This window comes from Pseudomonas sp. HLS-6 TE3448 (genome assembly GCF_053629555.1).
On the sequence record NZ_JBRJIO010000001.1, the window covers coordinates 4,641,028 to 4,667,567 of the forward strand.

The following is a 26,540-nucleotide window of genomic DNA, read 5'->3' on the forward strand; positions in this document are numbered from 1 at the left end:
TACGGCAGTCGGGCGACCGCGGCCATCGCTCATTGCTCGATTACGCCCCGATTTGCCGGGAATGCTGGGGGTTCGGGTGAAAAAAAACGTGCTCACGAACAGGCCCTACCGCAATTTCACCAATCTCCTGATAGCCCTGCCGCGCATAAAACGCCAGGTAATGCTCATTGCCGGTGTCCAGAACAACCCCTTGAGAATGCTCATCCTCAGCACACCAGTCGTGCAATGCCTGCAGTAACTGTTCACCAAAGTGCTGGCCCTGAAATTGCGGATGGATACCCAGCAGCGGCAGCACGTGAACCGCGTCAGTGGGTAGGCAGGCCATCAGTGCCGCCTGGTAATCCAGGTAGCGGCGCGTGCAGTTGAACCCGGTGCTCAGCAACATGCGTATACGCCAGGCCCAGCTTTCCGTGACGCTGAGCCGACGTTGTGGTGGTGCAATCAGTGCAACGCCAATCAAGCGCTCCCCGATCAGCAACCCCAACGCGGGCAGTTCTTGATAAAAATGCTGCTGCACCAGCTCTCGCACCGTGGCGCGGATGCGGTGGTCGTAACCAGGGCGCGCCGCTTCGAACAGGTAGGCGAAGGTCGGCTCGCGGCGGTAGGCATGGTAAAGCAACGAGCGGGTCTCATGACTGTAGCCCCCATCGAGCAAGCGGACTTCAGCCGTAACAGCAGTCGATTCGGACATCGTGAAAACCTCCAGGCCTGGGCATTCATTGCCAGCGAGGTGCTCGCTACGCTGGCGCGCCCTCGTGAAGCACGTTAGCAGGCGATCGACAGGGCCGCCACGCTGGTCGTAGCCGACGATGTCAGCTAGCATCCTGACTTTTACCAGGATTGTTGCTTCCATGAAGATCGTCTCGTTCAACATCAACGGCCTGCGCGCCCGGCCCCATCAGTTGGCCGCGTTGATCGAAAAGCACCAACCGGACGTGATCGGCCTGCAAGAAACCAAAGTGGCTGACGAGCAATTCCCACTGGCTGAAGTTCAAGCGCTGGGCTACCACGTGAACTTCCATGGCCAAAAGGGCCACTACGGCGTCGCCCTGCTCTCGCGCCAAGCGCCATTGAGCCTGTTCAAGGGCTTCAGTACCGACGAGGAAGACGCCCAGCGCCGTTTCATCTGGGGCACCTTCGCCGACGCCGATGGCACACCGATCACCATCATGAACGGCTACTTTCCCCAGGGTGAAAGTCGCGACCACCCCACCAAATTTCCGGCCAAACAGCGTTTCTACAACGACCTGCAAACCCTGCTTGAAAGCCAGTTCCAGAACCAGCAGCCCTTGGTGGTGATGGGTGACGTGAACATTTCCCCTGAAGACTGCGACATTGGTATCGGCCCGGACAACGCCAAGCGCTGGCTCAAGACCGGTAAATGCAGCTTCCTGCCGGAAGAGCGCGAGTGGATGGCACGGCTGAAAAACTGGGGCCTGGTCGACAGCTTCCGCCACCTGAACCCTGACGTTTGCGACCGTTTCAGCTGGTTCGACTACCGCAGCCGTGGCTTCGAGGATGAACCCAAGCGTGGCCTGCGCATCGACCTGATCATGACCTCTCAAGGGCTGCTGCCAAGGGTCAAGGATGCAGGCGTCGACTACGAACTGCGCGGCATGGAAAAACCCTCGGACCACGCACCGATCTGGCTGGAATTGAGCTAAGCCCCGCCCCTGGCTTGCCTGCATCCCACATGTGGGAGTGGGCTTGCCCGCGATGCAAACACCGCGAACGCCATGGTACCCCACCGACAAGCTGTGGCAGACAACACCGATGTTCAGTCCAGCTTGAGCTGGCTGATCGTGTCTTTATCAGCGTCCTTGTACTGCTGCGCCGTCATCTCTTCAAGATTGTCGACCGTCCGTTCATAGTTGTCTGCGGACGCACACACGTGTGCCTCAAAGCGACTGGGGCCGCGGCTGTCCGGATCCTCGGCCAGGCGCTTGGTTTCAAGCGCTTCACAGTGTTCCGTGTACTGCGCAAGGTTCGCCTTCGATGACTCAAGATGAGCAGACTGATCCTTTTCGGCTTGCGCCAGGGCCGCCTCATCCTGTTTTTCACGGATATCCGCAGCAAGGTCCAGGACATCCTCGGCGTCCTTGCCATCCAACGCCTTGGCCATTCGCGCCCGGTCAAGCCCATATGCTTCCCTGACCACTGTCAGCGCCCGATCGAACGCCGCTTTCTGCTCCAGGTCCATGCCCTGACTCATGGCCACCATCGACGCAGAAAATGATGCCTCACTGGTACTGTCGACGTGTGTCGCACACGCCGCAAGCAGTGCAAAGGAAGAAACCAGTAACGTCACGCTTAACCGTTGCAGCATCGGTCGATCCTCACGTCAGGCGTTTGGCCACAGGGAACCACGCAAAATGCGTGTTTCTCAGAGGGTAGTACCAATGTTGCCGGCGTACCATTCAGCCAAATCCTCTGACCCTTCGTCATCTTGCGGTCATCGTACTGTCTTAATCTCCCGGCACGACCTCTAGCCGCGAGCACCCACTGGCATGTTCCCCCTTGTTTTTCGGCTGCTCCTCAGCCTGTTAGCCGCCCTCCCCATCGCCGCGCACGCCGGGCAAACGGTACTGCGCCTGCAGGGCTCCAACACCATCGGCAGTGTGCTGGCGCCAGCCTTGGTGCGCGGCATGCTGCAAGCGCAAGGCGTGCAGGACATCCAGATCCTGCCCGGCACGGTTGCCAACGAAGTCCAGGTACAAGGCCACACTGCTCAGGGCGAGTTGATCCAGGTGAATATTGCGGCCCACGGGTCGAGCACCGGTTTTACCGCGCTTAAAAACGGTGACGCCGACCTGGCGGCGGCCTCGCGCCCGATCAAAGACAGCGAACTGGTCGACCTGGAAGCGCTTGGCGATCTGAAAAGTGCCGAGGCCGAGCAGGTGATCGCCCTCGATGGCATGGCGGTCATCGTCCACCCGGACAATCCCTTGCCACAATTGACGACCGAACAGTTGGCAAAAATTTTCGCAGGCCGCATTACGACCTGGGACGCGCTCGGTCTCGGCAGCGGGCCGATCCGCTTGTACGCTCGCGACGATCGCTCCGGTACGTTCGAAACGTTCAAGAGCCTGGTGCTCGAGCCCCATGATCTGACGCTGGCAACCGGTACCGCACGGTTTGAATCGGGTGAGCAGTTGGCCGCCGAAGTCCGTCGTGATCGCCAGGCAATCGGTTTCAGCAGCCTGAGCTCAGTGCACGGCGCCAAAGTCCTGGCCATCGCCGACGGTGCGGCGAGTGCGATGTTGCCGACACCCGGGCTGATCGCCAGCGAAGATTATCCGCTGGCCCGTCGGCTGTATTTCTACCTGCCACCCGGCCAGCACAACCCCTGGGCCCAAGCGCTGATTCGCTTTGCACAAAGCGAACCCGGCCAGGCCATCGTCACCACCAGCGGCTTCATTGCCCAGACCGTCCAGGCGATGCCGGTACGGGCCAATGCCGAGATGCCTGCGGCTTATCGAGGTCTGCTTGAACAGGCACAACGGCTCTCGGTGAACTTTCGTTTCGCCGAAGGCAGCGCCACGCTGGACAACAAGGCGCAAGCCGATCTGCAACGGGTGGTCGCGTACCTCAAGCGCACCGGCAAGCTCGACCAGAAGATCAGCCTGGTGGGGTTCGGCGATGCCAAGAGCGACCCGGCGCGCGCCACCTTGCTGTCCAAGTTGCGCGCCATGGCCGTGCGCCGCGAGCTGGCCCGGCAAGGCGTGACCGCTCGGGAGATCCTTGGCCTGGGAGCCGAACTGCCGGTGGCGGCGAACGACCAGGACGAAGGCCGAATCCGCAACCGCCGGGTCGAGGTCTGGGTTTACTGAGGCTCGCTGCGAAGTGGCTCGCGCGGTACGTACTTGCCGATCTCGTACTTACCGATCGCGGCGCGGTGGACCTCATCCGGGCCATCGGCCAATCGTAACGTGCGCTGCATGGCGTACATGTAGGCCAGCGGGAAGTCACCGGAAACGCCAGCCCCGCCATGTATCTGAATGGCCCGATCGATCACCTTCAACGCAACGTTTGGTGCCACCACCTTGATCTGGGCGATCTCGCTGCGGGCCACCTTGTTACCCACCGTGTCCATCATGTAGGCCGCCTTGAGCGTCAACAGTCGGGCCATGTCGATCTCCATCCGCGAATCAGCGATCTTGTCGATGTTACCGCCCAGCCGCGCCAGCGGTTTGCCAAAGGCGTTGCGCGCCACTGAACGCTTGCACATCAGTTCCAGGGCGCGCTCGGCCATCCCGATCGAACGCATGCAGTGGTGAATGCGGCCTGGGCCGAGACGGCCCTGGGCAATCTCAAACCCCCTGCCCTCGCCCAGCAATACGTTGTCGTAGGGTACGCGGACATTCTCGAAGAGCACTTCAGCATGACCATGGGGCGCATCGTCATAACCGAACACCGGCAACGGCCTGACAATGTTCACCCCGGGGGTATCGGTAGGCACCAAAATCATCGAGTGCTGTTGATGACGTGGCCCTTCGGGGTTGCTCAAACCCATGAAGATCATGACCTTGCAACGTGGATCGCAGGCGCCGGAGGTCCACCATTTGCGCCCATTGATCACCCACGCGTCGCCATCGCGCACCGCCGTGGCCTGCATATTGGTGGCGTCAGAAGATGCCACGTCCGGCTCGGTCATGGCGAACGCAGAACGAATCTCGCCACGCAACAAGGGCGCCAGCCACTGCTGCTTCTGCGCCTCACTGCCATAGCGCACCAGTACTTCCATGTTGCCGGTGTCCGGCGCAGAGCAGTTGAATGGCTCCGGCCCCAGCAATGAGCGGCCCATGATTTCGGCCAACGGCGCATATTCCAGGTTGGTCAGCCCCGCCCCCAGTTCCGACTCAGGCAAGAACAGGTTCCACAGGCCTTCAGCCTGAGCCCTGCGCTTGAGTTCCTCCATGATTGCAGTCGGCTGCCAGCGATCACCCTCGGCGACCTGACGCTCGAAGACCGCTTCGGCCGGGTAAACATAGGCATCCATGAACGCCGTGACGCGCTCGCGCAATGCCTGGACCTTGGGTGAATAGGCGAAATCCATCGGCAGTACCTTCTGCGTAAAAAAGGGGGCTGAGCAGACTGTAGTTCACCGGCCAAAATCCACCTAGCCTATTCTCACCGTATATAAACATTCATAAGCGATATATGATCAGCAGATAACACCTACAAGAGCAGCGCCCATGAACCTGAACAAGGTCGATCTCAATCTGTTTATCGTCTTCGATGCGATCTACACCGAAGCCAACCTGACCCGCGCCGGGCAGATCGTCGGCATTACCCAGCCAGCGGTCTCCAACGCCCTGGCACGGCTGCGTGATACCTTCAACGATCCCTTGTTCGTGCGTACCGCTCAGGGCATGGTGCCTACCCCCATGGCTCAGAACATTATCGGCCCGGTGCGTAACGCCCTGTCGTTGCTGCGTGTGTCGGTACAGGAGAGCCGTATCTTCACCCCCCTGCAGGCGAACAAGACCTTCCGTATCAGCATGACGGACCTGACCGAAGCGGTGATTCTGCCCCCCTTGTTCCAGCGCCTGCGGCGTCTGGCCCCGGCCGTGGCCATCGAAAGTTTCCTCTGCAAACGCCGTGAGACCACCAAGGAGCTGGCGGCCGGGCGCCTTGACTTCGCCGTCGACGCGCCGCTCAACACAGACCCGCAAGTGCGTCATGTAAAACTGATGCAAGACCAGTACGTCTGCGCCATGCGCGAGGGCCACCCGCTGGCCAAAGACACGCTCAGCCTGGATGAATACATGGGCCTGACCCACATCCACATTTCCAGCCGCCGCAACGGGCTGGGCTATGTCGACCTGGCACTGGGCAAGATGGGCTTGCAACGCAAGATCGCCCTGCGTTCACAACATTACCTGATGGCCTCGCAGGTGTTGCAGCAGACCGACATGGTGATGACCGTGCCTGAACGCTTTGCTCGCCTCCATCATCTGAATTTCACACCACTGCCGGTCAACGATGTTCCGCCGCTGGAAACCCACCTGTACTGGCATGAGAGCACGGACCAGGACCCCGCCAACCGCTGGATGCGCGAGCAGATCATCGAGTTGTGCCAACGGGTCGTCGCGCAAGAAACGCAGCCCGTACACGCCTGAACTCAAACCCTGTCGCGTGCACAATCACGATCCAGCTTGACGTATACGTAAAGCTGCCTTTAGGTTTAGCGCATGCACCTAGCCGAGCCTTGCCATGAGTAGCCAGACCTACAGTATTTCCGACCTTTCCCGCGAACTGGACATTACCACTCGTGCCATTCGCTTTTATGAAGAGCAAGGACTGCTCAGCCCCGAACGCCGGGGCCTGGAGCGTATCTACACGGCCCGCGACAAAGTCAGCCTGAAGCTGATCCTGCGTGGCAAGCGAATCGGCTTTTCGCTGGCAGAATGCCGCGAGCTGATCGAGCTCTACGACCCCAGCAGCGGTAACCAGAAGCAGCTCAACAGCATGTTGGCAAAGATTGCCGAGCGGCGCGCCCAGCTTGAGCAGCAGTTACTCGACATCCAACAGATGCAACTGGAACTGGATACCGCCGAAGAGCGCTGCATACAGGCGCTGGCAACCACCCTGAACAATCAGAAAAGCGCCGTTGAGGCCTCACAGGAACCTTCCCAATGACAATGCCCGAGAATGTCCGCCTGGTCGAAGTCGGCCCACGCGACGGCCTGCAGAACGAAGCCCAGCCGATCAGCGTGGCAGACAAGGTACAGCTGGTCGATGACCTGACTGCTGCGGGGCTTGGTTACATTGAAGTCGGCAGCTTTGTCTCACCGAAGTGGGTACCGCAGATGGCGGGCTCCGCCGATGTGTTCGCGCACATCAAACAAAAAGCCGGCGTGACCTACGCCGCCCTGGCACCGAACCTGCGCGGTTTCGAGGACGCACTGGCCGCCGGAGTCAAGGAGGTCGCGGTATTCGCGGCGGCCTCTGAAGCCTTCTCGCAGCGCAACATCAACTGCTCGATCAGCGAGAGCCTGCAACGCTTCGTACCGATCATGGAAGCCGCACGACAGCACGGCGTGCGTGTACGTGGCTATGTGTCGTGTGTACTGGGCTGCCCCTATGAAGGTGCGGTAAGCGCCGAGCAAGTGGCCCCGGTGGCCCGCGAGCTTTACGACATGGGCTGCTATGAAGTCTCGCTGGGTGACACCATCGGTACCGGCACCCCAGGCGCAACCCGCCGGATGTTCGAGGTGGTTGGTGCGCAGGTCCCACGGGCACAACTGGCCGGGCACTTCCATGACACCTATGGCCAGGCACTGGCCAACGTCTATGCCAGCCTGCTGGAAGGGATTGCCGTGTTCGACAGCTCGGTCGCAGGGCTGGGTGGCTGCCCTTATGCCAAGGGCGCCAGCGGTAACGTGGCCAGTGAGGATGTGCTGTACATGCTTCAGGGCCTGGGCATCAAGACCGGTATCGACCTGGACGCACTGATTGCAGCCGGCCAGCGGATCAGCAACGTTCTGGGCCGCGCCAGCGGTTCACGTGTTGCGCGTGCACGTAACGCCCAGTAATCCCGTGGCGGTAACAGCCGGCCTCGCAGCCAGTGTTACCGCCCCCACATTTTTCAGGGAAAAAACGGGTAACACAGAAACAAATCGACAAATTCTCCCGGCCAACCTTTTCAACAAAATCTCTAAACCATTGATTTTATTGAGTTTTAAAAAGTTGGCACGCCACCTGCTATATGTTCGGTACAACAACAATAAAAAATGCGACAACCCAATAAAAATAAGACGTAACGACTCTGGCATAACAAGAACAACCACGGCAGAGACGCAGCTAACAGATTTTTTTGGAGATGATGTGCTTTTCGGGGGCGTGCCCCACGACCAGGCAGAGAACAATAAAACTACCCCAAGGTAGCGCCCGTCAGGTTGTATCAGCAATGATGAAAGCAGATCAGCGCTCAAAAAAATACGTTTGCTCTTGATCCCGGATGGGGATCGCCCGCAACACAGAGGTCGTGGCCGACAAAAACAACAAAAGGCCACCCTCACAATAATAAAAAGAGCACGCAACAATCTTTGAGGGGAGCCTAGGCTCCCCTCAGTGCTTCCTGCCTCCTCAAAAATCGCCCACAGATCCACGCCTCTGCAACGGGTGCGGTGGATAGTCGCAGGCACGTCGCGCACAACGGCCCGAGCCAGGTAATCTGCGGCCTGCGTGCCCACCCGACTGAATCTGATACGGTTTTTATCGCAATACCTGAGCCTGTTATGCAAACAGAACGCTCGCCATAGTGCTCTGGCCTGATCGAGGCCTGATGAGCGACGAACCATGAGCGATAGAATCCCCGTCCAGATCGTTGAGACTGCCGAGCCCTCCCCCTTCAAGAAGAAGGCCGCCAGCAGCGACGGACACATCCACACCCGCAGCTTCACCGGCCTGTTCCGCAACCTGCGCATCGGTGGTGCCGGCTTTCTTTTCCTGCTGTTTTTCGGCACGGTCTGGTTGAACTGGGGCGGTCGTCAGGCCGTGCTCTGGGACCTGGCCGAAAGCAAGTTCCATATTTTCGGTGCCACGTTCTGGCCGCAGGATTTCATCCTGCTTTCGGCATTGCTGATCATCTGCGCCTTTGGCCTGTTCGCCATTACCGTGTTTGCCGGGCGCATCTGGTGCGGCTATACCTGCCCGCAAAGCTCCTGGACGTGGATCTTCATGTGGTGCGAGAAGATCACCGAAGGCGAGCGCAACCAGCGAATCAAACTGGATGCTGCGCCCTGGAGCCTGAACAAGCTGGCCCGCCGTTCAGCCAAGCACACCCTGTGGCTGGCCATAAGCGTGCTGACCGGGCTGACCTTTGTTGGCTACTTCACGCCGGTCCGGCCACTGGCCGAAGAACTTTTCACCTTGCAATTGGGCGGCGTCAGCCTGTTCTGGGTGCTGTTTTTCACCGGGGCAACCTACATCAATGCTGGCTGGCTACGTGAAGCCGTCTGCATGCACATGTGCCCCTACGCCCGCTTCCAGAGCGTGATGTTCGACAAAGACACCCTGACCGTCGCCTATGACCCGCGTCGCGGCGAGTCACGCGGCCCACGCAAGAAAGACGTCGACCACAAGGCCAAGGGCCTGGGCGACTGCATCGACTGCCATATGTGCGTACAGGTTTGCCCAACCGGCATCGACATCCGCGATGGCCTGCAAATGGAGTGCATAGGTTGTGCGGCCTGCATCGACGCCTGCGACTCGATCATGGACAAGATGGGCTATGACCGTGGCCTGATCGGCTACAAATCCGAACACACCCTGCAAGGGGGCAAAACCCATTGGCTGCGCCCACGCTTGCTCGGCTACTGCACCGTGCTGGTGGTGATGATCGGTGCCCTGGTGATTGCCTTGAACCAGCGCCCAATGGTCTCGCTCGATGTCAGCAAGGACCGTGGTCTGTTCAGGGAAAACAACCTGGGGCAGATCGAGAACATCTACACCCTCAAGGTCATCAACAAAACCCAACAGCGCCAGCATTACCGCCTGCGCCTGGTCGACAGCGAAGGCTTCGTACTCCACGGCCAGACCGAGTTCAACCTGGCACCGGGCGAGATCAGCGACTTGCCGGTCTCGGTGGCCATGCTTGCCGACCGTCCGGACAGCAGCGCCCAGGAGATCAGTTTCGAGGTTGTCGACAGCGATGAACCCAGCGTACGCAGCGTGGCCCGCAGCCGCTTTGTTGCGCCTTTGAACCGCTGATCACATACACTCCGTGTACCCAGAACCTGCCGAGCCATGATGAAACGCTACGAGAAATTCGCCGACGATATTGCCGAACTGATCCGTTCCGGGGTGCTCGGCCCTGGCCAGCGAGTACCGTCGGTTCGCTATGCCAGCCAGACCCACGGCGTCAGCCCGTCCACGGTGTTCCAGGCGTATTACCTGCTGGAGCGTCGCGGGCTGATCCGCGCCCGGCCACGTTCCGGCTATTTCGTTAACGCCCACGCACCACGCCAGTTCAATGAGCCGCAGATCATCGAGCAGGCCACCGAGTCCACCGAAGTTGACGTCAGCGAACTGGTGTTCTCCATCCTCGACTCGATCAAAGACCCGCAAACCGTCGCCTTCGGCTCGGCCTTCCCCAGCCCGAACCTGTTCCCTCTGCCGCGCCTGGCCCGCTCGCTGGCCAGCGCCAGCCGGGAAATGGACCCACGCATGGTGGTCACCGACCTGTCGCCAGGCAACCCGCAACTGCGGCGGCAGATAGCCCTGCGTTATATGGTCGGCGGCTTGATGCTGCCGATGGAGGAGCTACTGATCACCAACGGCGCCCTGGAGGCGCTGAACCTGTGCCTGCAAGCCGTCACCGAACCCGGCGATCTGGTAGCGATCGAGGCACCTGCGTTCTACGCCTGTCTGCAGGTTCTTGAACGGTTGAAACTCAAGGCCGTGGAAATTCCCGTTCACCCACGCGAAGGCATCGACCTTGGCGTCCTCGCCCAGACACTGGAGCGGCATCCGGTAAAAGCCTGCTGGTGCATGACCAATTTCCAGAACCCGGTGGGCGCCAGCATGCCGGAGGAGAAGAAGAAACAGTTGGTGGAACTGCTGCGTCAGCATCAGGTGCCACTGATTGAAGATGACGTCTACGCCGAACTCTACTATGCCCAACAGGCACCGAAACCAGCCAAGGCGTTCGACACCGATGGCCTGGTGATGCACTGCGGCTCCTTCTCCAAAAGCCTGGCACCGGGGTATCGCATCGGCTGGGTGGCCGCCGGACGCTACGCCCAGAAAATCGAACGGCTCAAGCTGATGACCTCGCTGTGCGCCTCAATGCCGGCGCAGGCAGCCATTGCCGACTACCTGCAGCACGGCGGCTATGACCGCCACCTGCGCAAACTGCGCTATGCCCTGGAAGAACAGCAGAGCGCCATGCTCGCGGCCATTGCCCGGCATTTCCCGGCACAAACGCGGGTCAGCCACCCGGATGGAGGCTACTTCCTGTGGCTGGAATTGCCAGAGCAGATGGACTCCCTGAAGCTCTTTCAGATGGCCTTGGCACAAGGTATCAGCATTGCACCGGGGCCGATTTTCTCAGCCACTCAGCGCTTTCGTAACTGCATACGATTGAACTACGGCAGCCCTTGGACCGAGCAATCGGAAAAGGCCATGGAGACACTGGGGCGAATCGTCCGCTCGTTCTGATCTGCAGGCGCGTCAGCGCCCACCCCCCAACTCGATAAAACTGCCGGTGGCATAGGACGCCTTGTCCGACAGCAACCAGATAATGGCCTCGGCCACTTCTTCAGCCCGCCCGCCGCGCCCCATGGGGAGGCTGGCCTCCAGCGTGCTGACCCGGTCCGGGTCGCCACTGAGCGCGTGGAAATCGGTGTGAATGTAGCCAGGACGCACGGCGTTGACCCGCACACCTTCACTCGCGACCTCCTTGGCCAGCCCCACGGTAAACGTGTCCAGCGCACCTTTGGAGGCGGCATAATCGACATATTCGTTGGGCGAACCGAGCCGGGCGGCCACTGAAGATACGTTCACGATACTGCCCCCCAGCCCGCCATGGCGGGTCGACATGCGCTGCAGCGCATGTTTGGCGCAGAGCATAGGCCCCACCACATTGGTCTTCATCAGCTTGAGCAGACGGAACTCGGACATGTCCTCAAGCCGGCTCGTGTGCCCGATGGTCCCGGCGTTGTTGACCAGCGCCGTCACCCGCCCCAACTCACTGTCGACCCGATGAAACAACTGGATGACTTCATCTTCGACACTGACATCAGCGCGAACGGCAATCGCCTCGGCACCCAACTCACGGACCTCAGCCAACACACGCTCGGCGGCCTCATCGTCGGCGTGATAGTTGATGCAAACCCGATAGCCCTGAAGCGCCGCAAGACGTGCGGTAGCGGCACCGATGCCACGGCTTGCGCCGGTTATGACGATGACTTGCTGCATGAAAACCCCTTGCCCAAATAACCTTTGCTTAATTAAGGCTAACGCCCCGATCAGGCCGCTGACAACACCTTACAAACCTGTAATCCAACGCTCAGCTTTCTGACAGGCCAAACGGGCTAGAATCGAGCCCTCAGCGTGATCGCTGTCTCCCGCTTCGCCACACCGGGGGATGAGCCAGCGGCAACAGGCCACGCTGCACCTGAACGCCAATTCCGCTATTCTGCCGGCTAACCGCTGGGCACTCGAACACACGTGACACACCAGCGTCTGGATCTGGAGATTAACCATGCTGACCAAGAAAATCGCCCTGTTTGGCCTGCTGGCCTTCAGCACCCTGACTCAAGCCGGCCAGACCATTGATGTCTACCGCGACCCCAACTGCGGTTGCTGCAAGGAATGGATCAGCCACCTGCGTGACAACGGTTTCACGGTCAATGACCATGTCGAGCCGAACATGAGCGCGGTCAAGGAACGCCTGGGCGTTGCCCCCCGCCTGGCCTCATGCCACACCGGTGTGATCGACGGCAAGTTCGTCGAGGGCCACGTACCCGCCGAACAGGTCAAACTGCTGGCCAAGCGCTCCGACCTGAAAGGCCTGGCCGTCCCAGGCATGCCAATGGGGTCACCCGGCATGGAAATGGGTGACCACAAAGACGCCTACCAGGTCATCGGCCTGACCAAGGACGGCACTGACGAAGTGATCGCCACGTACTGATCGCGTGTTCATGCTCAGCCACTGGGGGCTGTTTCTCAGTGCTTTTGCGGCAGCGACGCTGCTGCCCATGCAGTCCGAAGCCGTATTGGTGGGCTTGCTGATTGGCGAGCCCGATGCGGTGCTCAGCCTGCTACTGATTGCCACACTCGGTAATGTGCTGGGTTCGATCGTCAACTGGTTGCTGGGCCGCGGTATCGAACAGCTACGCGACAAACGCTGGTTTCCGTTCAAGCCCGAGCAACTGGACAAGGCCCAGCAGCGCTACCAGCGTTACGGTCAATGGTCGCTGTTGCTGAGCTGGATGCCGGTGATCGGCGACCCGCTGACCCTGATTGCCGGGGTAATGCGTGAGCCGTTCTGGCGCTTCCTGTTACTCGTCAGTGTGGCCAAGGGTGGTCGCTACCTGATACTTGCGCTGCTCACCCTTGGCTGGATACACCGTTGATACTGGCACCGCACTAGCCCCAGATCTGCTCCTCTGTCCAGCCCAGTTCGGCAAAGTCCTGAGCCCTTAGCTCAGACTCCTGCGCACAGAAAAACTCATCGAGTTGCGGCGGCGGTACTTCGGTTTCGGCAAGCATCGCGTGCACCTGGCCACGGTGGTGGATCTGGTGCTGAAACAGGTGCGCCAGCAGACGCAAGCGCTGCTCGCACTGCACACGATCAGGCCGCACAATGCTGACTTCGCGCTGCAATTGATGATCGTGCAACTGGCTGCAGTAGGCGATCAGCCGATGATCGACCTGCGCCTGCTCGCGCTGCAACTGGTCACAGCTCTCAAACGCCTCCAGTGGCTCGAAGAGCCCTTCTGCCTCGCTGTCCGGTGGCTCACCACGGTGCTCACACTCCAAGGCCTGAAGGTAGAACGTGTCGACCTGCAGAATGTGCTCAAGCGTTGCCTTGATCGATGGAAAAAAACCGCAGCGTGGTGCGACGAAATCATCCTGAGTCAATTGCTGACAGGCTTTGTACAAGCGGTGATTGGCCCAGGCATTGTTGTAGGCCATGGTCAGCAGGTGGTGCGACAGTGGCTCGGCCATGATCGGCTCCTCAGCAGAAGCGTTGCAGTTGCATCTCCCGCAAGCGACTCAACGTACGCCGGAACGGGAACTCGAGATACCCTTGAGTGTAGAGCGCTTCCAGCGGTACCTGCGCCTCCAGGTACAACGCCACCCGACGGTCGTAACATTCATCGACCAATGCAATGAAACGCCGCACACCATCATCCTGCACCGATAACTGTGGCAACTCGCGGTCACCTGCAGCAACCCGCTCAACCCCGTCCTCAGTGCCCCGGGCAATTTTTGCCGGGCGCTGAGCCGCGCCGAGGGCAGGCACCTCGCCAAGCAGAATCGCCTGGAAGCGGTCGCACAAGGCCATGAATTCCGGCGCGGCCATCGGCTGCTCGCACAGGTCGGCGTAGCGACACCAGAGCACCTGGTCGCTGCGCTGCACTACCTGCACGCTACGGTGCTCTACGCGCAGGGGTTCGGCTGACCATTGGGCATCACCACAGAGGCTCGCAAACACTGCCCCCAGCACACTGCTCTCGCCAGGCTGGCGTACCCAATAGCGCTGCTTGGCCACCCCAGGGTGCAGGCGGTGATCCTGCCCACCGTCCACAGCGACGACCTGCATATGCTGCTCGATCGCCGCGATGGCCGGCAGAAAGCGCTCACGGTTGAAGCCATCATGGTAGAGCTGCTGCGGTGGCTGGTTAGAGGTGGCAACGATGACCACCCCCTCATCGAACAGCACCTGGAACAGTCCACCCAGAATGATCGCATCACCAATATCGTTGACGAACAACTCGTCGAAGCAGAGCACCCGGATCTCGTCAGCCAAGGCGCGCGCCAAGGCCCGTAGCGGATCAGCCGTACCGTTGAGCTGGAACAGACGCTGGTGCACCCAACGCATGAAGTGGTGAAAATGCTGGCGCCGTGCCGGCTGCTTCAGGCTGCGATGAAACTGGTCCATCAGCCAGGTTTTGCCACGCCCCACCGGCCCCCACAGGTAGACGCCACGTGCTGACGCACCCTGCTCTACAGCGTCGAAACAGGCTTGCAGGGCTGTCGCCGCCTGCAGTTGGGCTGCATCGGCGACAAAGCCTTTACAGGCGACCGCCTGTTGGTAGAACTGCAACGGTGAAGCTTCGCTGAAGCCAGACATCAGGAGCGTCTCAGGCAAAACGCCAAGCCTACCGCCGGGCAGTGCCTGAGCGCCAGCCTTCCCCTGCCCTCAGTGCAGTTACGGTGCACGAATGGAGTCGCGCGGCGGACGCGAAGGCTCCAGATTCGGCACCTGCTGTTCCCGGCGCAGGTTATCGCCATTACCGATGCCCCGGTTTTCCAGGGTAGGCGGGCGCGGATTGGGTTGGGTAGACGGCCCAGGAACTGGCGGCATGGCCGGCACGCTACCTTGTCGACTGTTCGGGTTGGCTCTGCGGATCGGGCTGTTATAAGGGTTATCGGGTTGCGCAGCCAGGTACAACGGAGCAGCCGGTTGCGCCTGCGCTGTTGCCGCCAGCAGCAGACTCAAGCCAAGTACCTGCACGCCTAGCCATGATGTGTTCATCGAATCACCTCCACAACGCATTGCGCCCAATCGTTGGATAGCCCGGAACACTACAGGTTCAGCGACAAACCTGTGGTTTGCTGTTCACATCAGCTACCACCACCCCGGTGTATTTGCCACACTGAGCCTGTGCCCTATTACCGAGGACTGCCCATGTTCCGTACCTTGCGTCAAACCTTGAGCGTGCTGCTGATCCTGGCCTTGAGCGCGTGCGCGCTGTTTCAGGGGCGTGACCCGGTAAACATCAGCGTAATCGGTATCGAACCGCTACCGGGACAAGAGCTTGAACTGCGCATGGCCGTCAAACTGCGTATCCAGAACCCCAACGAAACCCCTATCAACTACAACGGCATTGCCCTGAACCTTGAGGTCAATGGTCAACCACTGGCAGCCGGGGTCAGCAATCAGCGCGGCAGCGTTGCCCGCTACAGCGAGGACATACTGGTGGTACCGGTGAGCATCACCGCCTTTTCCATGCTGCGCCAGGCGTATGGATTAGGTCAGGCGCGCAGCCTCGATGGCCTGCCGTACGAGTTACGCGGCAAACTGGCCAGCGGGCCACAGGGTACGGTGCGCTTTACCAACCGCGGGCGCCTGAACCTGCCAGAACCCACAAGCAGTGTCTGGTAGCCGTAGGCTTTGCAAGGTTGTAGAGACGGCTGTCGCCAACGTCAGCGTGACGCAGCCATCAGCTTGTTGACTTCACTGCGCACCATGTTGGCGTATTCGGGCGGCGACATGCTGTCCAGCTCCGTACGCACCCACTCGGCCCACTTGCCCTTGCGGCGTGGCTTTTCGCCGATCAGTCGTGCAGCCTCGCCCTTGGCTTTGCCCAGGCTGGTCTGCCAGAGTTCGAACAGCCGGGACTTCTCGTCTTCGATCTGTGCCCGTTCGGCAAAACTCTTGTTGGCCAGATTGAAACTCATGAGGACTTCCTACCGCTTGAAAATGGGCGTTATCTTACACTGTAGCCGCTGGCGTCGGCCAAACCCCTGCAACTTTCCGCGACGCCAGCATCCATTGATCAATGTTCACCAAAATAGAGGAAGCGTTCATGGCCAGGAAAATCACTGTGCAAGCCGATACCGAGCAGATCAAGGATCAGGCCTTCAGTGAGTTGCAGGCGCTGATTGAAGAATCGGAAAGGCTGCTGAGAGACAGCGCCACGCTGGTTGGCGAAGAGGCCGAGACCTTGCGAACCCAGGTCGGCCAGAAACTCAAGCAGGCGCGCCATGCGATGAACGCTGTCGGTGAGCGTGCGAAACCGGTCGTCGAAGCGACTGAAACCTACATCGGTGGCCACCCTTGGCAGACCGTAGCGATTTCGGCCGGGGTCGGCCTGATCGTCGGCCTGCTGCTGGGACGTCGCGGTTAACGCCTGCAAGCAACAACTGCGCGACCGTCAGGGCCCGCGCAGTTGCAGCGGGTCGACCTGTGCACAGGCAATCGCCATGCCCACCAACTCCGGCAGGTGTTCGGCCTGCATACGCTTCATGACCCGAGAGCGGTACAAGTCGACCGTCTTCACACTGACAGCCAACTGCTCAGCAATTTCCCGGTTGGTAAACCCTTGCACCAACGGCAGGAACACATCACGTTCACGCGGGGTAAGGCTGTCAATGCGTGCCTGCACCGCATCACGCTGACTGCTGCCAGCCTGCGCCCGGTGAGAGCGCCCCAGGGCATCTTGAACGCTGTCCAGCAACAACTGATCGTTATAGGGCTTTTCGATAAAATCACAGGCCCCGGCCTTGAAGGCTCGTACCACGATCGGCACATCGGCATGGCCGCTGAGAAAGATGATGGGCAAATCGAGCCCACGCGCCCGCAAGGCTTCCTGCACGCTTAGCCCGCCCATACCTGGCATTCGCACATCAAGCAGCACACACGCTGGCAGACACGCGTCACAGGCATCCAGAAAGGCCTGGCCACTGGTGAACGGCAGTGCCTGAAGGCCCACCGACTCCAACAGCCAGACCGTGGAATCGAGCATGCCCTGATCGTCATCGACCACGTAAACCTTCGGTTCCTGCATCAAGACCTCTTGTTCAGACAGTAGCTGCCGGCGCCAGCCGACAACACAGAATCAATCCGCCGCCATCGCCCGGACTGGCCTGCAGCGTTCCACCAAAACCCTCGACGATACTGCGGCTCATGCTCAAACCCAAGCCAAGCCCCTCCGGCTTGCTGGTATTGAACGGGGTGAAGATGCCGTCGAGCCGCTCCGCAGCCACACCCGGCCCCTGGTCGCACACCCGGATCGTCAACCACCCTGCCTCTAGCACAGCACTCAGCAGCACATGAGAAGGCCGCCCGGGCTGTTGCTCGCGGTTAGCCTCGAACGCATTGCGCAGCAAATTGAGCAAGACCTGCTCAAGGAGGATTCGGTCGGCGTAAACCGGCGGCAGATTGTGCGCCATACGCTGGTCGATCGTCACCTGTGCTTGATTGGCTTCCCACGCACACAAGCGCACGGCTTCACGGGCAACCTCGGCGATATGCAAGGCTTGCAGGCGGCGCGGCTCCTTGCGCAAAAAGGCACGCAGGCGCTTGATCACTTCAGCCGCATGAGTGGCCTGTTCATTGATCCGCTGCAAGCCCTGGGCTACACGCTGCACAGCCTTGGGGTCGTGCTCCAGTGTCTGCAGATAGCGCTGACTGGCACTGGCGTAATTCACCACGGCGGCCAGCGGCTGGTTGATCTCATGGGCGATCCCCGACGCCAGCTCACCCAGGGTGACCAAGCGCGCAGTATGCGCCAGTTCGTCCTGATGTCGACGCTGCTGAGCTTCGCGCAGTTCGCGCTCCGTCATGTCCCGCGCCACCAGCGAGTAATAGCGCTCACCGCCGTTGGCACGATGAGCCAACAGTACCAGCGACACCGGAAACAGGCTGCCGCCGCCGCAAGGCTTGAAGGTCGCTTCGCACTGCCAGACGCCCTCGCGTTCGGCCTGTTGCCAACCTTCAGCATCCAGGCGCTGCACGGCCTCATCATCGAGCACATCACGAAGGCCCGGGGCCACCTGCTGCTCAACCAGCCCCAGTGCACGCCGTGCCGAACGATTGAGGTAGGTGAGTTGCCCCGCCGGGTCGGTAAACAACACCAGATCCGTGTTGGCTTCTACCACCTCGGCCAGTCGTCGCAAGTTCTCCTGAGCCTCAACACGAAGGGTAATCTCACGGGAAACACTGATCACTTCCACCACCGCGCCGGTGTAGGTTTCCCGGATCGCCCGGCTGGCAATCTCAAACCATCGGTAATGGCCATCCCGGTGGCGAACACGACAGGTCATGGTCTGATAACCATCCTGCTCCAGTGCCTCGCCAGCCTGGGGTAGCGACTGCAAGCAGTCATGAGGATGAAACAGGCTCTGCACGGCAACACCACGCAGCTCTTCAGGCCAGTAACCGAGCAAACGGTAGGATGCCGGCGACGCATCAAGGAAACACCCATCGGGCGTGTGCCGAGAAATCAGATCGGTAGTGTTCTCGGTAATCAGCCGATAGAGCCGTCGAGCCTGGCTGGCATCGCGCACGCTCTGGCGCTCGGCGGTCGCGTCACGGCAGCGGGCGATCACCTGACGGCAATCATCTGAAGGGATCAGCGTCCATAGCAGAATACGCTCGCCAACCTGCGCTTCTACCTCGGCAATGGCCCGATCCTGAAACAGGCAGGCCTGGATCAAGGCGGCGTAGTTGGAGGGCAGCACCGTCGCCGGGGAGCGCCCCTGGGCCAGCGCCTCAAACGCCGGATTAGCGCTGAGCAGCCGCGCCGCTGCATCGAGTATGAGCGTAGGCTGAGGGTCCTTGGCAAACAAGACAGTCGTCGATAGCGTCAAGAATAGGTCCGTTTTTTATAGTATAAGTACCATATTGCTATAGTCTAGCTTCCATATACTATGGCGTTTCGAGTAAAAAATGCGACACCCAGCGGGCCACGATCTCGCTGTAGAAACCTGATCAGAGCTAACAATCAGCCAACGGGGGTTTCAGTTCGCCAAGCGCGGCTGCCTCCTGCACAGGACACTGTCATGTCGATCTACGAACAAGGCCTCGCGCCCGCCTCTGTCAATCACACTGCCCTTACTCCCCTGAGTTTCATCGAGCGCACGGCCGCTGTCTATGGGCAATATCCTGCCGTCATCCATGGCTCGATCCGCCGTAACTGGCAAGACACGTATGCACGGTGCCGACGCCTTGCCAGCGCCCTGGCCGGCCGTGGCATCGGAAAAGGCGACACCGTTGCCGTCATGCTGCCCAACATTCCGGCAATGCTGGAGGCACACTTCGGCGTGCCAATGATCGGCGCCGTACTGAACACCCTTAACGTGCGCCTGGATCACGAGGCCATCGCGTTCATGCTTGAGCATGGCGAAGCCAAGGTACTGATCACCGACCGCGAGTTCCACTCGGTGATCACCGCAGCACTGGCCCTGCTGAAGAACCCACCCCTGGTCATTGACGTTGATGACCCGGAATATGGCGAAGGCTGTGCGGTCAGTACGCTGGATTACGAGGCCTTCCTCGCTGAAGGCGACCCGGAGTATGACTGGACCTGGCCGGAAGACGAATGGCAGGCCATCTCGCTCAACTACACATCCGGTACTACCGGCAACCCCAAAGGCGTGGTTTACCACCATCGGGGCGCCTACCTGAACTCGCTGGGCAACCAGATCACCTGGGCAATGGGCAACCACCCGGTCTACCTCTGGACCCTGCCGATGTTCCACTGCAACGGTTGGTGCTATCCGTGGATCGTCACTGCCCTGGCCGGCACCCATGTATTCCTGCGCCGGGTAGACCCACAGAAAATCCTGACCATGATTCGCGAGCATCAGGTCACTCACCTGTGCGGTGCCCCCATTGTGCTCAACGCACTGATCAACATGCCCGACACGGCCAAAGCCGCCATTGACCACCCCGTCAATGCCATGGTTGCCGGCGCAGCGCCACCGGCCAAGGTCATTGGCGCGGTCGAGGAAATGGGCATCAAGGTGACGCACGTCTACGGCCTGACTGAAGTGTATGGCCCGGTCACCGTGTGTGCCTGGCATAGCGAGTGGGACGAAAAGCCACTGTATGAGCGCGCCCGCATCAAGTCACGCCAGGGCGTTCGCTACGTCACGCTTGAAGGCCTGATGGTCGCCGACCCACAAACCTTGGAGCCTGTACCGCGTGATGGCAACACCATCGGCGAGATCTTCATGCGCGGTAACACCGTCATGAAAGGCTACCTGAAAAACCCGACTGCCACTGCCGAGGCGTTCCGTGGCGACTGGTTCCACACCGGCGACCTCGCCGTCTGGCACCCAGACGGCTATGTCGAGATCAAGGACCGGTTGAAAGACATCATTATCTCGGGCGGCGAAAACATCTCGACCATCGAGGTTGAAGACACGCTGTACCGCCACCCATCGGTACTTGAAGCCGCGGTGGTCGCTCGTCCCGATGAAAAATGGGGTGAAACCCCGTGCGCCTACATCACCCTGAAAGGCCACTGCCAGGACACCACCGAAGACGAGATCATCGCCTTCTGCCGCGAGCACCTGGCCGGTTTCAAATTGCCGAAGACGGTGATTTTCAGTGAGCTGCCAAAGACCTCAACCGGCAAGATTCAAAAGTACTTGCTGCGTGACTGGGCAAAAGCGCTCTGATCCCTATCCACCCGATTTCTGCGAGACCCGCGATGCCTGAGTTCAATGCACCACTGCGCGACATGCGCTTCGTCCTTCATGAGGTTTTCCAGGGCCCTGCCCTCTGGGCCCGCCTGCCAGCACTGGCCGGCGCGGTCGATGCAGAGACTGCCGATGCGATCCTCGAGGAGGCGGCGAAGATTACCGGCCAGTTGATTGCCCCGCTCAACCGCAGTGGCGATGAGGAGGGTGTCGGCTTCGAGGCAGGCGCTGTGACTACACCGCAAGGCTTCAAAGAAGCCTGGCAGACCTACCGCGACGGCGGCTGGGTAGGCCTGGCCGGGAACCCGGCGTATGGCGGCATGGGCATGCCGAAGATGCTGGCCGTGCAGTTTGAGGAAATGCTGTATGCCGCCAACTGCAGTTTCAGCCTTTACTCGGCCTTGAGTGCCGGCTGCTGCCTGGCCATTGACGCTCACGCCAGCGAAGCCCTGAAAGCCACCTACCTGCCGCCGCTCTACAGCGGCGAATGGGCTGGCACCATGTGCCTGACCGAGCCTCATGCCGGTACTGACCTGGGCATCATCCGCAGCAAGGCTGAACCTCAGGCCGATGGCAGCTACGCCATCAGCGGCACCAAGATCTTCATCACCGGTGGCGATCAGGACCTGACCGAGAATATCGTTCACCTGGTACTGGCCAAGTTGCCCGATGCCCCGGCTGGGCCAAAAGGCATCTCACTGTTCCTGGTGCCCAAACGCCTGGTTAACGCTGATGGCAGCCTGGGTGCAACCAACGCCGTCAGTTGTGGCTCGGTAGAGCACAAGATGGGCATCAAGGCCTCCGCGACCTGCGTCATGAACTTCGACGGAGCGATTGGTTACCTGGTCGGTGAAGAAAACCGTGGCCTGGCCGCCATGTTCACCATGATGAACTACGAGCGTCTGTCCATCGGTATCCAGGGCATCGGCTGCGCCGAAGCCTCATACCAGAATGCCGCCACCTACGCCCGCGACCGCCTGCAAAGCCGCGCCGCCGGAGGCCCGCAGGCGAAAGACAAGATTGCCGACCCGATCATCGTTCACCCGGATGTACGGCGCATGCTGCTGACCATGCGCGCACTGACCGAAGGTGGTCGCGCCTTCGCCACCTACGTCGGCCAGCAACTGGACATCAGCAAATACGGTGAAGACGCGGCCGAGTGTGATTCTGCACAGCGCCTGGTCGCACTGCTGACTCCCGTAGCCAAGGCGTTCTTCACCGACACCGGCCTGGAAAGCTGCGTACTGGGCCAGCAAGTGTTTGGTGGGCACGGCTATATCCGCGAGTGGGGCCAGGAGCAGTTGGTACGTGATGTGCGGATCGCACAAATCTACGAGGGTACCAACGGCATCCAGGCACTGGACTTGCTCGGTCGCAAGGTAGTTGCCGATGGCGGCCAGTCGCTGGCGATCTTCGCCCGGGAAATTCGCGCCTTCTGTGAGACCGCGGCACCGTTCAGCGAGCCATTGCTGCAAGCCTTGGCCCAACTGGAAAGTACCAGCCAGTGGCTTTGCCAGCAGGCCGTCAAGGACCCGAATGCGGTGGGTGCAGCGTCGGTTGAATACCTGCATATGTTTGGCTATGTGGCCTACGCCTACATGTGGTCGCGAATGGCAGCCACCGCACACGAGAACCGTGCGCAGGACCCGGCCTTCTATCAGGCCAAGCTCGCCACCGCAGCGTTCTACTTTGAGCGCCTGCTGCCACGCGTGCTCTCGCTGCACGCCAGCATTCGCGCTGGCAGCACGACGCTCTACACGCTGTCCGCCGAGCAGTTCTAAGGCGGGCCACCAACGGGGCCTTGGTGCGCAGGTACCAAGGCCCCGTTGTCTTGTCTGAAAGAGACGTCCATTTGATTGCCCGCTGTATCACGCGCAAGAATGATGGTCCGTCGCGTTCGACCTACAGCACCATGGCCGCCACCCAGCCAAAGGCCAACAGCGGCAAATTGTAGTGAATAAAGGTTGGAACCACCGTGTCCCAGATATGGTGATGCTGACCATCGACGTTCAACCCGGAGGTTGGCCCCAGGGTCGAATCCGACGCAGGCGAACCGGCATCACCCAGCGCGCCAGCGGTGCCAACAATGCACACGGTAGCCACAGGATCGAAGCCCAACTGCACGCACAGAGGGACGAAGATCGCCGCCAGGATCGGTACGGTCGAAAACGACGAGCCGATGCCCATGGTGACCAGCAGACCAACCAGCAGCATCAGTAATGCACCGACCCCTTTACTGTGATTGATCCAGACCGCCGATGCCTCGACCAGTGTTTTCACCTCGCCTGTGGCCTTCATTACCTCGGCAAAACCCGACGCCGCAATCATGATGAAACCAATCATGGCCATCATTTTCATGCCTTCGGTAAACAGACCGTCAGTCTCCTTCCAGCGGACAATGCCCGACAGCGAGAAAATCAGGAACCCGGCCATGGCACCGATGATCATTGAGTCCAGCCATAACTGGATAATGAACGCGGCAGCGATGGCACAGCCGGCTACCAGCAGTGTCAGCGGGTTGTAACGTACTGCGACCTGCTCGACCTGCTCGATCTTTTCCAGGTCATAGGCGCGTTTTTTTCGATAGCTGAAGAACACCGCCAGCAACAGGCCAAAAAGCATGCCGGCCGCCGGAATGGCCATGGCATGGGTCACGTTGACGCCACTCACATCCACACCACTGCGGCTGACATTCGCCAACAGAATTTCATTAAGGAAAATGTTGCCGAAACCAACAGGCAGGAACATGTAGGGCGTGATCAAGCCAAAGGTCATGACGCAGGCCACCAACCGACGATCAATCGACAACCGGGTCAGCACATACAACAGTGGCGGCACCAGCAGTGGAATAAACGCGATATGGATCGGCAGAATGTTCTGCGAAGAAATGGCCACCACCAGTAGCAGTGAAATCAGCAGCCATTTGACCTTGCCGCCTTCATTGCCACGCTGTTGATCGAACATTGCCAGCGCCCGGTCTGCCAGTGCGTGCGCCAACCCCGACTTGGCAATGGCCACGGCAAATGCCCCGAGCAATGCATAGGACAGTGCTACCGTTGCACCACCGCCCAGGCCACCGTTGAACGCCTTCAAGGTGCCCTCGATACCAAGACCACCTGCCAGCCCGCCGGCCAAGGCACCGATGATCAGCGCAATCACCACATGCACGCGGGACAGGCTCAATATCAGCATGATGCCGACCGCGGCAATTACTGCATTCATTCCAGAGACCTCTTGAAAACCAGACAAAAAGCGTGCGCTTCGGCAACGGGATGGCCCGGCCGAACGAATTAGTATTTTTATGGAGGGCGCACACTCTGAAGCAGAGACCCCGCCTTGTCAAAGCAGGGGCCCCGCACGGGGTCGCCTGAACATCCGAAAGTGACGCTTTTCAATTGAGCGTTTAAATAAAGAAACAGTATTGGCGGCCGTTACAGTCGATAGCCTCAATCATTTTTGATTCAAAGGACTTCGCCATGTCGCTCAGACAACTTTCCATTCAATGGAAAATCACCCTGCTGGCCGGACTTTGCCTCGCGAGCATTGTCACCCTGCTGGTAGGCCTTTCGTTGTACCGCATGGAACACAACTCCGACCTGGTCAAGGCCAGCAGCATGCAGATGCTGACTGAAGCTGCGCAGGCCCGCATCGAGTCTCAGGGCGAAGTCCAGGCCTCAAGCATCCGTCGTCAATTCATGGACGCCTACCAGTACGGTGCCGGCTTCGCCCGCCAGGTCCTGTTCCTGCGCGAGCAGTCCGAAAAGCGCTTCCTGGATGCGTTCGACCTGCGTGAAGACATGACCCGCCAAGTGCGCTCGGCATTGCAGGCCAACCCCGAACTGCTGGGCCTGTCGCTAGTCTTCGACCCCAATGCACTGGATAACAAAGACGCCCTGTTCATTGGCCAGAAGGACTTGGGCAGTAACGAAACAGGTCGTTTTGCGCTGTACTGGTCACAGCCGACACCAGGCAATCTGGTGTCCATGGCATTGCCCGAACATGACATCAACGACACCAGCGTCGGCCCGAGCGGGGAACCCGCCAACACCTGGTTCGCCTGCCCACGCAGCACTCGCCAGCCATGCGTGGTTGAACCGTACTTTTATGAGATCAACGGTCAACAGGTGCTGATGACCAGCATCGTCTACCCGCTGATCGTGGCCGACAAGGTCGTTGCCTCTCTCTCCGTCGACATCAATCTCAACAGCCTGCAAGGGCTCAGCCAGCAAGCCAGCCGCAGCCTGTATGAAGGCCGTACCCAGGTCGGGATCCTCAGCCCAGTCGGCCTGCTGGCAGGCTACAGCCCTGACGCGAGCAAACTGGCCCAGCGCTTTGAACAGGTCGACAGCGCCAACGGCGCCGAACTGGTTCGCCTGCTGGCCGATACCAGCGCCATGCACAGCATCCACCACAACAACCGCTTGAAGGTACTGGCATCGTTTGCCCCCATCCCAGGCGCCAAGTCATGGGGCGTATTACTGGATGTGCCTGAAAGCGCACTGACAGGCCCGGCCGAAGCACTTAAAGCGGAGCTGGATCAACGCAACACCAGCGGCACCTTGATCGAGCTGGGGCTTGGCCTGCTGGCGGCACTGGTGGGCCTGCTACTCGTCTGGTTGATGGCCCGCAGCGTCACCCGCCCTATCCTCAGTGTTGCAGCGATGCTCAAGGACATTGCCAGTGGCGAAGGCGACCTGACCCGCCGCCTGAACTACGACAAACGTGACGAGCTGGGTGAGTTGGCCGGTTGGTTCAACCGTTTCCTGGACAAGTTGCAGCCGACCATTGCAGAGGTCAAACAGTCGGTTCAGGCAGCCCGTAATACTGCCGACCAGTCTTCGGCGATTGCCAGCCAGACCAGTGCCGGCATGGAACAGCAGTACCGCCAGGTCGACCAGGTGGCTACCGCCTCCCACGAGATGAGTGCCACCGCGCAGGACGTCGCTCGCAGCGCAGCACAAGCCGCTCAAGCGGCCCGCGAGGCGGATCAGGCCACCCGCCAGGGCCTGGCAGTTATCGACCTGACAACCAGCAGCATCGACACCCTGGCGGCCGATATGAGCTCCGCCATGCGTCAAGTCGAAGGCCTGGCCGAAAACAGTGAAAAGATTGGTTCGGTGCTGGAAGTGATTCGCTCGATCGCCGAGCAGACCAACCTGCTGGCCCTGAACGCGGCCATCGAGGCGGCCCGGGCGGGTGAAGCCGGTCGTGGCTTCGCCGTTGTCGCTGATGAAGTGCGCAACCTGGCGCGACGCACTCAGGAGTCGGTCGAAGAAACCCGTCAGGTCATCGAACAGCTCCAGGCCGGTACGCACGACGTGGTGGGCGCGATGGACAGCAGCCACCGCCAGGCCCAGGGCAGCGTCGAACACGTCAGCCAAGCCGTCATCGCCCTGCGCCAGATCGGTGATGCCGTCACGGTCATCACCGACATGAACCTGCAGATTGCCAGCGCGGCCGAGGAGCAAAGTGCGGTAGCCGAAGAGATCAACAACAACGTCGCAACCATTCGCGACGTTACCGAATCGTTGGCCGGTCAGGCCAATGAGTCGGCACGGGTCAGCCAGTCACTCAACAGCCTGGCCAACCAGCAGCAAGGCCTGATGGATCAGTTCCGGGTGTGACAACCTACCCCGTAGCGGCTGCCCAGC

The 26,540-nt window shown here is 60.2% G+C and carries 25 protein-coding genes and 1 pseudogene; 15 read left to right on the top strand and 11 right to left on the bottom strand.

Features of this window, described 5'->3' with window-relative positions; translation table 11 throughout:
- Positions 1-40 precede the first annotated feature (40 nt).
- Positions 41-691, bottom strand: a complete 651-nt coding sequence (locus AB7M23_RS21300) for a GNAT family N-acetyltransferase (RefSeq protein ID WP_330523553.1) — start codon at positions 689-691, stop codon at positions 41-43.
- A gap of 160 nt (positions 692-851) precedes the next feature.
- Here AB7M23_RS21300 and xthA point away from each other — a divergent pair, with 160 nt between their 5' ends.
- On the top strand, positions 852-1,664 hold the full coding sequence (gene xthA, locus AB7M23_RS21305) for an exodeoxyribonuclease III (protein ID WP_454241961.1): 813 nt from the start codon (positions 852-854) through the stop codon (positions 1,662-1,664).
- 113 nt (positions 1,665-1,777) lie between these two features.
- On the opposite strand, the gene AB7M23_RS21310 is transcribed toward xthA, so the two are convergent.
- Positions 1,778-2,200 carry a hypothetical protein gene (locus AB7M23_RS21310; protein ID WP_454241962.1) on the bottom strand — a complete coding sequence of 141 codons (423 nt, stop codon included), beginning with the start codon at positions 2,198-2,200 and terminating at the stop codon, positions 1,778-1,780.
- Positions 2,201-2,507: 307 nt separating this feature from the next.
- Here AB7M23_RS21310 and AB7M23_RS21315 point away from each other — a divergent pair, with 307 nt between their 5' ends.
- Entirely contained in the window at positions 2,508-3,830 is a 1,323-nt protein-coding gene (locus AB7M23_RS21315) for a substrate-binding domain-containing protein (protein ID WP_454241963.1), read from the top strand.
- Here AB7M23_RS21315 and AB7M23_RS21320 read toward each other — a convergent pair.
- Complete coding sequence (locus tag AB7M23_RS21320; protein WP_454241964.1) at positions 3,824-5,056, bottom strand: acyl-CoA dehydrogenase; 1,233 nt, start codon at positions 5,054-5,056, stop codon at positions 3,824-3,826. The two genes, AB7M23_RS21315 and AB7M23_RS21320, sit on opposite strands and share 7 nt — an antisense overlap.
- Before the next feature lie 139 nt (positions 5,057-5,195).
- Between AB7M23_RS21320 and AB7M23_RS21325 the strand changes: the two genes are divergently transcribed.
- The 5 genes from AB7M23_RS21325 to mapR all read left to right on the top strand — a co-directional run bounded on the left by AB7M23_RS21325 (position 5,196) and on the right by mapR (position 11,166).
- Positions 5,196-6,122: a LysR family transcriptional regulator gene (locus AB7M23_RS21325; RefSeq protein WP_099775301.1), complete on the top strand. Its 927-nt coding sequence runs from the start codon at positions 5,196-5,198 to the stop codon at positions 6,120-6,122.
- A gap of 94 nt (positions 6,123-6,216) precedes the next feature.
- Entirely contained in the window at positions 6,217-6,642 is a 426-nt protein-coding gene (locus AB7M23_RS21330) for a MerR family transcriptional regulator (RefSeq protein WP_065758515.1), read from the top strand.
- Positions 6,639-7,538, top strand: a complete 900-nt coding sequence (locus AB7M23_RS21335; protein ID WP_065758514.1) for a hydroxymethylglutaryl-CoA lyase — start codon at positions 6,639-6,641, stop codon at positions 7,536-7,538. Before AB7M23_RS21330 ends, AB7M23_RS21335 begins: the two co-directional genes overlap by 4 nt.
- 766 nt (positions 7,539-8,304) lie before the next feature.
- On the top strand, positions 8,305-9,717 hold the full coding sequence (ccoG, locus tag AB7M23_RS21340) for a cytochrome c oxidase accessory protein CcoG (protein ID WP_454241965.1): 1,413 nt from the start codon (positions 8,305-8,307) through the stop codon (positions 9,715-9,717).
- 39 nt (positions 9,718-9,756) lie between these two features.
- Positions 9,757-11,166, top strand: a complete 1,410-nt coding sequence (mapR, locus tag AB7M23_RS21345; protein ID WP_454241966.1) for a GntR family transcriptional regulator MpaR — start codon at positions 9,757-9,759, stop codon at positions 11,164-11,166.
- Positions 11,167-11,178: 12 nt separating this feature from the next.
- On the opposite strand, the gene AB7M23_RS21350 is transcribed toward mapR, so the two are convergent.
- Positions 11,179-11,925 (bottom strand): SDR family oxidoreductase, encoded by a 747-nt coding sequence (locus AB7M23_RS21350; protein WP_454241967.1) that lies wholly within the window; start codon positions 11,923-11,925, stop codon positions 11,179-11,181.
- Positions 11,926-12,211: 286 nt separating this feature from the next.
- Between AB7M23_RS21350 and AB7M23_RS21355 the strand changes: the two genes are divergently transcribed.
- Positions 12,212-12,640 (top strand): DUF411 domain-containing protein, encoded by a 429-nt coding sequence (locus tag AB7M23_RS21355; RefSeq protein WP_065758511.1) that lies wholly within the window; start codon positions 12,212-12,214, stop codon positions 12,638-12,640.
- 10 nt (positions 12,641-12,650) lie between these two features.
- Complete coding sequence (locus AB7M23_RS21360) at positions 12,651-13,085, top strand: YqaA family protein (protein WP_065758510.1); 435 nt, start codon at positions 12,651-12,653, stop codon at positions 13,083-13,085.
- Positions 13,086-13,098: 13 nt separating this feature from the next.
- Here the strand turns inward: AB7M23_RS21360 and AB7M23_RS21365 are convergent, their stop codons facing one another.
- From AB7M23_RS21365 to AB7M23_RS21375, 3 genes are all read right to left on the bottom strand, one after another.
- Positions 13,099-13,680 carry a DinB family protein gene (locus AB7M23_RS21365; protein ID WP_454241968.1) on the bottom strand — a complete coding sequence of 194 codons (582 nt, stop codon included), beginning with the start codon at positions 13,678-13,680 and terminating at the stop codon, positions 13,099-13,101.
- Between the two features lie 10 nt (positions 13,681-13,690).
- Complete coding sequence (zapE, locus tag AB7M23_RS21370; protein ID WP_454241969.1) at positions 13,691-14,809, bottom strand: cell division protein ZapE; 1,119 nt, start codon at positions 14,807-14,809, stop codon at positions 13,691-13,693.
- 78 nt (positions 14,810-14,887) lie between these two features.
- Positions 14,888-15,214, bottom strand: a complete 327-nt coding sequence (locus tag AB7M23_RS21375; RefSeq protein ID WP_454241970.1) for a hypothetical protein — start codon at positions 15,212-15,214, stop codon at positions 14,888-14,890.
- A gap of 153 nt (positions 15,215-15,367) precedes the next feature.
- Here AB7M23_RS21375 and AB7M23_RS21380 point away from each other — a divergent pair, with 153 nt between their 5' ends.
- Complete coding sequence (locus AB7M23_RS21380) at positions 15,368-15,844, top strand: LEA type 2 family protein (RefSeq protein WP_065758506.1); 477 nt, start codon at positions 15,368-15,370, stop codon at positions 15,842-15,844.
- 41 nt (positions 15,845-15,885) lie between these two features.
- Here the strand turns inward: AB7M23_RS21380 and AB7M23_RS21385 are convergent, their stop codons facing one another.
- Entirely contained in the window at positions 15,886-16,140 is a 255-nt protein-coding gene (locus AB7M23_RS21385; RefSeq protein ID WP_454241971.1) for a hypothetical protein, read from the bottom strand.
- Between the two features lie 128 nt (positions 16,141-16,268).
- On the opposite strand from AB7M23_RS21385, the gene AB7M23_RS21390 reads away from it, so the two are divergent.
- Positions 16,269-16,589, top strand: coding sequence for a DUF883 family protein (locus AB7M23_RS21390; RefSeq protein WP_065758504.1), 321 nt, complete (start codon positions 16,269-16,271; stop codon positions 16,587-16,589).
- A 27-nt stretch (positions 16,590-16,616) separates the two neighbouring features.
- Here AB7M23_RS21390 and AB7M23_RS21395 read toward each other — a convergent pair whose 3' ends face one another.
- Both AB7M23_RS21395 and AB7M23_RS21400 read right to left on the bottom strand, forming a co-directional pair.
- Complete coding sequence (locus AB7M23_RS21395; RefSeq protein WP_065758503.1) at positions 16,617-17,249, bottom strand: response regulator transcription factor; 633 nt, start codon at positions 17,247-17,249, stop codon at positions 16,617-16,619.
- A gap of 13 nt (positions 17,250-17,262) precedes the next feature.
- Entirely contained in the window at positions 17,263-19,053 is a 1,791-nt protein-coding gene (locus tag AB7M23_RS21400; protein ID WP_454241972.1) for a PAS domain S-box protein, read from the bottom strand.
- 192 nt (positions 19,054-19,245) lie between these two features.
- Here AB7M23_RS21400 and AB7M23_RS21405 point away from each other — a divergent pair, with 192 nt between their 5' ends.
- Positions 19,246-20,868: an acyl-CoA synthetase gene (locus tag AB7M23_RS21405; RefSeq protein WP_454241973.1), complete on the top strand. Its 1,623-nt coding sequence runs from the start codon at positions 19,246-19,248 to the stop codon at positions 20,866-20,868.
- A 32-nt stretch (positions 20,869-20,900) separates the two neighbouring features.
- Positions 20,901-22,670 (top strand): acyl-CoA dehydrogenase C-terminal domain-containing protein, encoded by a 1,770-nt coding sequence (locus tag AB7M23_RS21410; protein ID WP_454241974.1) that lies wholly within the window; start codon positions 20,901-20,903, stop codon positions 22,668-22,670.
- A 121-nt stretch (positions 22,671-22,791) separates the two neighbouring features.
- Here the strand turns inward: AB7M23_RS21410 and AB7M23_RS21415 are convergent, their stop codons facing one another.
- Positions 22,792-24,111: a Na+/H+ antiporter family protein gene (locus AB7M23_RS21415; protein WP_454241975.1), complete on the bottom strand. Its 1,320-nt coding sequence runs from the start codon at positions 24,109-24,111 to the stop codon at positions 22,792-22,794.
- Positions 24,112-24,686: 575 nt separating this feature from the next.
- Between AB7M23_RS21415 and AB7M23_RS21420 the strand changes: the two are divergent.
- Together AB7M23_RS21420 and AB7M23_RS21425 are read left to right on the top strand one after the other, a co-directional pair.
- Positions 24,687-25,655, top strand: a pseudogene (locus AB7M23_RS21420) (HAMP domain-containing protein); the annotation flags it as partial.
- 102 nt (positions 25,656-25,757) lie between these two features.
- Positions 25,758-26,513 (top strand): methyl-accepting chemotaxis protein, encoded by a 756-nt coding sequence (locus AB7M23_RS21425; protein WP_371917235.1) that lies wholly within the window; start codon positions 25,758-25,760, stop codon positions 26,511-26,513.
- Positions 26,514-26,540: the final 27 nt, after the last annotated feature.